The organism is Lacrimispora brassicae, assembly GCF_054772055.1.
On record NZ_BRYH01000039.1, the window covers coordinates 1 to 523 of the forward strand.

A 523-nucleotide genomic window follows, 5' to 3' on the forward strand; every position below is an offset into this window, starting at 1 on the left:
GACACGAGAAACCTTGTGGGAATTCGGGGGGACCACCCCCCAAGGCTAAATACTACTTAGTGACCGATAGCGCATAGTACTGTGAAGGAAAGGTGAAAAGGACCCCGGGAGGGGAGTGAAAAAGAACCTGAAACCCTGTGTTTACAAGCTGTGGAACCACGTTTAAAGTGGAACCGCGTACTTTTTGTAGAACGGTCCGGCGAGTTACCGTTACTGGCAAGGTTAAGCACTCAAGGTGCGGAGCCGAAGGGAAACCAAGTCTTAATAGGGCGAATGAGTCAGTAAAGGTAGACCCGAAACCGGGTGATCTACCCATGTCCAGGTTGAAGTTTCCGTAAAAGGAAATGGAGGACCGAACGCACATCCGTTGAAAAGGGTGGCGATGAGGTGTGGGTAGGGGAGAAATTCCAATCGAACCCGGAGATAGCTGGTTCTCCTCGAAATAGCTTTAGGGCTAGCCTCGTATTAGTCTGCCGGAGGTAGAGCACTGAATTTCCTAGGGGGCGTCAAAGCTTACCAAAGA

Annotated in this window: 1 rRNA gene; it reads left to right on the forward strand. The window is 50.7% G+C overall.

What is annotated here, in order from left to right:
• Positions 1–523: ribosomal RNA gene (locus tag ACYVD3_RS18025) — 23S ribosomal RNA — on the forward strand; the annotation flags it as partial.